At 51.6% G+C, this 6,393-nt stretch carries 7 protein-coding genes and 1 pseudogene; 4 read left to right on the forward strand and 4 right to left on the reverse strand.

What is annotated here, in order from left to right; translation table 11 throughout:
* Positions 1 to 20 precede the first annotated feature (20 nt).
* On the forward strand, positions 21 to 482 hold the full coding sequence (locus HMPREF2675_RS00180; protein ID WP_070813645.1) for a hypothetical protein: 462 nt from the start codon (positions 21 to 23) through the stop codon (positions 480 to 482).
* Positions 472 to 1,284 (forward strand): peptide chain release factor N(5)-glutamine methyltransferase, encoded by an 813-nt coding sequence (prmC, locus tag HMPREF2675_RS00185; protein ID WP_070813646.1) that lies wholly within the window; start codon positions 472 to 474, stop codon positions 1,282 to 1,284. The genes HMPREF2675_RS00180 and prmC overlap by 11 nt, the downstream gene beginning before the upstream one ends.
* 83 nt (positions 1,285 to 1,367) lie before the next feature.
* Here prmC and HMPREF2675_RS00190 read toward each other — a convergent pair whose 3' ends face one another.
* The 4 genes from HMPREF2675_RS00190 to HMPREF2675_RS00205 form a co-directional block, all read right to left on the reverse strand.
* Positions 1,368 to 2,162, reverse strand: a complete 795-nt coding sequence (locus HMPREF2675_RS00190; protein ID WP_070813647.1) for a 3'-5' exonuclease — start codon at positions 2,160 to 2,162, stop codon at positions 1,368 to 1,370.
* A 771-nt stretch (positions 2,163 to 2,933) separates the two neighbouring features.
* The gene (locus HMPREF2675_RS00195) at positions 2,934 to 3,818 is read right to left on the reverse strand and encodes a lipid A biosynthesis lauroyl acyltransferase (RefSeq protein WP_283127775.1); all 885 of its coding nucleotides are present in this window, start codon (positions 3,816 to 3,818) and stop codon (positions 2,934 to 2,936) included.
* A gap of 78 nt (positions 3,819 to 3,896) precedes the next feature.
* A complete protein-coding gene (gene ruvC / locus HMPREF2675_RS00200) occupies positions 3,897 to 4,442 on the reverse strand; it encodes a crossover junction endodeoxyribonuclease RuvC (protein WP_070813649.1) in 546 nt (181 codons plus the stop codon).
* Positions 4,443 to 4,451: 9 nt separating this feature from the next.
* Positions 4,452 to 5,282: a carbon-nitrogen hydrolase family protein gene (locus HMPREF2675_RS00205; protein ID WP_070813650.1), complete on the reverse strand. Its 831-nt coding sequence runs from the start codon at positions 5,280 to 5,282 to the stop codon at positions 4,452 to 4,454.
* 95 nt (positions 5,283 to 5,377) lie between these two features.
* Between HMPREF2675_RS00205 and HMPREF2675_RS00210 the strand changes: the two genes are divergently transcribed.
* Together HMPREF2675_RS00210 and HMPREF2675_RS00215 are read left to right on the forward strand one after the other, a co-directional pair.
* The gene (locus HMPREF2675_RS00210) at positions 5,378 to 5,677 is read left to right on the forward strand and encodes a porin (RefSeq protein ID WP_070813651.1); all 300 of its coding nucleotides are present in this window, start codon (positions 5,378 to 5,380) and stop codon (positions 5,675 to 5,677) included.
* Positions 5,678 to 5,792: 115 nt separating this feature from the next.
* Positions 5,793 to 6,393 (forward strand): annotated as a pseudogene (locus tag HMPREF2675_RS00215) (valine--pyruvate transaminase); the annotation flags it as partial.

The raw sequence follows: 6,393 nt of genomic DNA on the forward strand, positions 1-6,393 counted from the left end.
TTTTGCATTAGGATAAAACCATGCAGGAAGAGAATCGGAAATCAAGTTTCCCCATAGTGATGTTGCTGGTGTCGGTTGCCCTGTGGATAGTGTCTTTGTCCAATGTTGCATTTTATTTGGGCAATCATGAAAGCATGAAGGGTGTGACCGTTTTGATTTTGGGGTCGATATTTGTTTCTTTGGATATCAGATATTGTGCGGCCTATGCGAATTATGTTTGGTTGGCGGCCATTGTGTTGCTGGCGTTGCGGAAGAAGGTCGTGCCTGTCCATGCGGCACTTTGGGGCTTGGCGCTGGTGGCTTTCAGTGTGAAAGCCGTACACGTCGATGAGGCAGGGAATACGGCGGATATCGTGCGTTACGGTGCAGGATTTTATTTGTGGTATGCCGCATTTGCGGTTTCCACCATCGGCACGTTTGCCGGAAAGAATAAGGAAAGAAAAGCCACAACGCTGGCAGATGGGATGAAAAATGACGCTTGATGAATGGTTGCGCCAATCGGCACTGCCTAAAAATGAAGCGCGGATGTTGTTGCAATATGCGCTGGGTTATACGCGTGCGCAGCTGGTTACACGCGGTACGGACGATTTGGCGGAATCCGCCCTGCAAACCTTAGAGGCTTTGGCCCAACGCCGTCTGAAAGGCGAGCCGATGGCTTATCTGTTGGGTGAGCGCGAGTTCTACGGACGACGCTTTGCCGTCAATCCCCATGTGCTGATTCCACGCCCTGAAACCGAGCATTTGGTGGATGCCGTGCTCAAACGCTTGCCGCCGCAAGGCCGCGTGTGGGATTTGGGAACGGGCAGCGGCGTCATTGCCGTGACCGTCGCGCTTGAACGCGTTGATGCCGATGTTCGCGCATCCGATATCAGTGTCGGTGCTTTGGATACTGCCCGTCAAAATGCGGCCGAATTGGGCGCAAAAGTCGAGTTTGCGCAGGGTTCATGGTTTGATACCGACAGGCCGTCTGAAGATCGATACGATGTGATTGTTTCCAATCCGCCGTATATCGAGGACGGCGATGCGCATTTGTCGCAAGGCGATTTGAGGGTTGAACCGCAAAACGCGCTGACCGACTTTTCAGACGGCCTCAGCCATATCCGCCACATTACCCAAGAAGCTCCAAAATACCTGAAAGCCAATGGCTGGCTGCTGTTTGAACACGGCTATGACCAAGGCGAAGCAGTGCGAAATATTATGCTGGAGAACGGTTTTGTCGAAGTGGCAACCGAACAGGATTTGGCAGGATTGGACAGGGTCACGCTGGGGCGTTTGCCTGCTTAGCGGGCATGGTTTGTCGGAATTAAAAAAGGGCGTGTCGATCACGCCCTTTTGGTTTTCTGGTTTAGCTGTTCAGACGGTCTGGTTTAACGCCAAGCAGCGACGAACTCCGCCCAATGTTGTTTTTCTTCGGCTTGTGCGGCCAGATAATGTTTGATGCGTTTGATTTCGACTTCGTATTCGTCGGCATCGAGCGCGCCGCTCATCATGCGAAAGCGCATGTACATCAGGTAGGTATTGGCGGCATCGGTTTCGCAATAGTCGCGGATGTCTTTCAGACGGCCTGCATGATAAGCGTCCCAAACCTTGCTACCGTCCATGCCTAGTTTGCCGGGGAAGCCGCAGAGTTTGGCCATATCGTCCAAAGGCACGCTGGCACGCGGTTGGTAGAGGGCGAGCAAATCCATCAGGTCGCAATGGCGGGTGTGGTAGCGGCTGATGTAGTTGTTCCACTTAAAGTCGCGGCTGTCGCCAAAGTCGCCGTCGCCCATGTCCCAATAGCGGGCGGCGCTGATGCCGTGTATCAGGGCGCGATAGTGGAGGACGGGCAGGTCGAAACCGCCGCCATTCCAGCTGACGAGTTGCGGCGTGTAGTTTTCGATGACCTCGAAGAACTTGGCAATCATGACTTCTTCGCTGTCTTCGGGATCGCCGATGGTGCTGACACGGATTTTGTCTTGCCCCCAGCGCATACAGCAGGAGATGGCGACGACTTGGTGCAGATGGTGTTGCATAAAGTCGCTGCCGGTTTTGGCACGGCGTTGCTGCTGGGCAAACAGGACGACTTCGTTGTTGGGCAAATCGGCAGGCAAATCGTAAAGCTGGCGGATGCCGTTTACGTCGGGAATGGTTTCGATGTCGAAGGCGAGTATCGGAGTCATGGCGTGATCGGGTTGGATAAGGGATGATGTCATTGTGGCATGACGGCGCAGATAAAAAAAGAGGCAATCCCCCACAGGATTGCCCCAATACCTCAAATCAGAGATTTACGCTTCACAAACAATACAGGCTTTCACCTGCGGCTTTACAGATGCAGCTCAACTCTGCATCAGTAAACTTTCATTTCGGGCATTGCACCGAAATCCTCTAAAATACCGCAATTTCTTGCAATATCAGAAAACTGCTTACAAAAGATCTAAAACCGGCGAAGGCCGTCTGAACATCTTGTAATTTGATGTAGTGAAATTTACGCGAATTTTTACAGTTTGCCAAGTATTTTTTTCTGAAGGTCTGGTTCAGTATAAATTGCAATTTTTGTCATATTTTTGCAATTATATTTCATAATTATTCAAAAGTTAGATATTTATTTTATTTTTTTAAATTTTAATTTAATTTTATTTCATATTTTGAATGATTAAAATGTATTTTTTCAGATGAACTATTTTATAACATATTGTTTTTAAAATAAATTAAATTTAATATGTAAATGAAAAGAGTGTATTGGGCCCGATGTTTTCAGTTTGAGAAAAAATATAGGGTTGTTTGAAAGTTTCAATCACGATGAAAAAAGCTGTTTTTAAAGCATTTAAAGCGGGATGTTATTTGATTGTTTGGAATCGAACATGAATTTTGGTTTGATTCAATTAAAATGAAAAAGCGGCGAAAGAAGGACTTCGCCGCTTTTTGCATATTTAAATTGTAATTCAATGTAGTCAATAAAAGCTGTTTTCGCCTTCGGGACGGGTTTTGAAGCGTTTGTGCAGCCAGAAATATTGTTCGGGATGCTCGCGTACCCGCTCTTCGATGAAGTCGTTCATGCGCTGGGTGTCGGCTTCGACATCTTCGGTCGGGAAATTATCCCAAGCCGGATAGAAGCGCAGGGTTACGGTATTGTCGGCTTCGCGTGTGGGGATGGCGGGAATGATTTTGGCTTTGGTCATGCCGGCGATACGGCTGAGGCCGGTAATCGTGGCCGTCTGAATGCCGAAGAAATTGACGAAAATGGAATCGTTGCGGCCGAAGTCTTGGTCGGGCAGATAAAGAAAGGGCGCATCGCTTTTGCGCAGGTGTTTGATGATGGCGCGCAGGCCTTCTGTACGGCCGATCAGGAAAACATTGTTGTAGCGGTGGCGGCCTTTCAGGATTTGCTCGTCCAGGGCTTTGTTTTTTTGGTGCGAATACATGCTGGTCAGCGGCACATCCTGATTGAGCGTGTAAACCGCCATTTCAAATGCGGTAAAGTGCGGATAGAGGATGATGACTTTTTCGCCGGCGGCGAGGGCTTCGTCGAGATGGTGTTTGTCTTGATAGCGTACCAACGAGCGCAGCTTGTCCGCAGGCGCGTACCAGTAGAGGCCGTATTCGAGCATCAGCTTGGCCATGTGTTGGAAATGGCGTTTGAGCAGGGCGGTGCGCTGGTTGTCGTTTAGCTCGGGAAAACATTTTTTGAGGTTGACCTCGCCGACTTTGCGGCGCGGTTTGACCGCGTAATAGGCGAGAATACCGATCGCGTCGGCAATCTTGTGCAACACGCAAAAAGGCAGCAGGCGGATGAGGTAGAGAAAAAGGAAGGCGGCTTTCATGAAGGCTCGCTGTATGTGGGCAAAGGGCTATTATAACCGAAAGGCCGTCTGAAAAAGGGCTGGAACACTATTTCAGATGGCCTGAATGTCGGCTTACCATTGGAAACGGCCGCGTTTGACCTGCAGGCCGTCGGGGTTGAGTTGCGAAGCCAATCCGTGATTGCGCAGGGCGTGGGTGAGGGCGACGGCGAGTCCGTCGGCGGCATCGGCTTGCGGCGTGCCTGAAAGTGCGAGCATTTGGACCACCATATGCTGCACCTGCTCTTTGGCGGCCTTGCCCTTGCCGACCACCGCCTGCTTGACCTGAAGCGCGGTGTATTCAAATACGGGCAAATCGTGCATGACCAAAGCGGCAATCGCTGCACCGCGCGCCTGACCAAGCATTAATGTTGCAGCCGGATTGACGTTGACGAAGACTTGCTCGATGGCCGCCTGATGAGGCTGATAGTGGCGGATGATTTCGTCGATATGGCGGACAATCACGGCGATGCGTTCGGAAAGCGACGCGCCGGTCGGCGTTTTGATACAGCCGGAAGCGACATAATGATGCTCGCGGCCGTGGACATCAATCACGCCGAAGCCGGTCATGCGGCTGCCGGGGTCGATGCCGAGAATGCGTGTAGGCTGGAACTGGGACATAGTGCGTGTTTAAAGTAATCGGTGTTTCAGGGCAGGCAAGCGCGTGCGCACGCTTTGCAGGCGCGCGGTATCCAAATCGGCACAAATCACGCCTTCGCCTTCCGGCAACGTCGCCAACACATCACCCCAAGGGTCGATAATCATACTGTGGCCGAATGTGCGGCGGCCGCTTTCATGCAGTCCGCCTTGTGCCGACGCAATGACGTAGCATTGGTTTTCCACCGCACGGGCGCGCAGCAGCAATTCCCAATGCGCCTTGCCGGTCGTGTAGGTAAACGCGGCCGGCAACAGCAAAACATCAAACGGCTGCTGGGCGCGGAAAAACTCAGGAAAGCGTAAATCGTAGCAGACGCCGGCCGCCAGCGGAACATCGTCCACGCTCAGCTTCGGCACATCGCTTCCCGCCAGTATCGTATCGGCTTCGGCGTAGCGTTCTCCCAAACCGGAAAAGCCGAAAAGGTGCATTTTGTGGTAAAGCCCGATTCGGTTGCCGTCGCGGTCATACACCAGCATCGTGTTCATCACCTTGCCAGCGTCTGGGCTTTGCAGCGGAATCGTACCGCCAAACAACACCACGCCGCATTCCCTTGCTGTTTCGCTTAAGGCCGTCTGAAAACGGGTGTGGCAGGTTTCGCCAACGCTTCCATCGTCCAAAGGCTCGGCAAATGCCAGCTTGTCCGTATCGTTTTTGCCCATCAGCGGCCAATATTCGGGCAGCAACACCCAATCCGCCCCTTGTTCGGCCGCCTCGCGGACAAGGCGTTTCATCGTTGCAATATTGGTTTCGGGGTTGGTGGACGACACCATTTGCACCGCGGCGGCGCGTAAAGAGCGCATCATCAAAACTCCTGTCAGATTTTGCAAGAATTGTAACTTGTTTACGCACAAGGCCGATACAATCGCCTCACAATTCCTCTCCAAAAAAAGGATAAACCATGAACTTGAAACTTCTCCTCACTGCCGCACTTTCCACCGCCGCACTGGCCGCACATGCCGACGTACAGCTTTACGGCAGCATCAAAAGCGGCATCGAAACCTCGCAAACCCGTTTCGGCGGTCAAACACACAGCAGCACCGCCGTTGCCGACCAAGGCAGCCACATCGGTTTGCGCGGCTCGCATCCGATAGGCGGCGGAACGAATTTTATTTGGGAAGTCGAACAAGACACGCCGATCGGCAAAAGCGGCTCCATCCGCCAAGACTGGCGCGAACGCCGCGAGCATTTTGGCCGTTAAAGGAAAGATTGGATACTAAAGGCCGTCTGAAAATCAGGATAACTGGTTTTCAGACGGCCTTTGTTCTTATAATAGCGGTTTATTGTTTTTACACACACCCAGCAACGGAGTTTCCATGCAGTTTTCAGCATTCGGCGAAAAATTCACGCAACACAGCGGCATTTTGCAATTGATGGACGATTTGGGCGACGCGCTCAAAAGCGACAAACCTGTCAATATGCTTGGCGGCGGCAATCCGGCGAAAATTGCGGAAGTCAATGCGGTGTTCGCCGATGTGTTTTCCAAACTGGCGGCGGAACACGCGGTTGAGAATATCGGCAATTATTCCAATCCGCAGGGCGATGCGGCGCTGATTGCGGCTTTGACGAAGTTTCTCAACCGCGAATACGGCTGGAATCTGACGGCGGACAATATCGCGCTGACCAATGGTTCGCAAAACGCGTTTTTCTATTTGTTCAACCTGTTCGGCGGCAAATTCAATCTTTCAGACGGCCAAACGGTTGAAAAAGCCATTTTGTTGCCGCTTGCGCCTGAATATATCGGTTATGCCGACGTGCATATCGAAGGGCAGCATTTTATTTCGGTAAAACCGAAAATCGAAAATGTCGAACACGAAGGCGAAGTGGGTTTTTTCAAATACCGCGTGGACTTTGACGCGCTGGAAAGCCTGCCTGAATTGAAAGAGGGCAAAATCGGTGCGATTTGCTGTTCGCGCC

Origin of the sequence: Neisseria sp. HMSC061H08, from assembly GCF_001836795.1 — a bacterium.
GTDB classification, from domain to species: domain Bacteria; phylum Pseudomonadota; class Gammaproteobacteria; order Burkholderiales; family Neisseriaceae; genus Neisseria; species Neisseria subflava_A.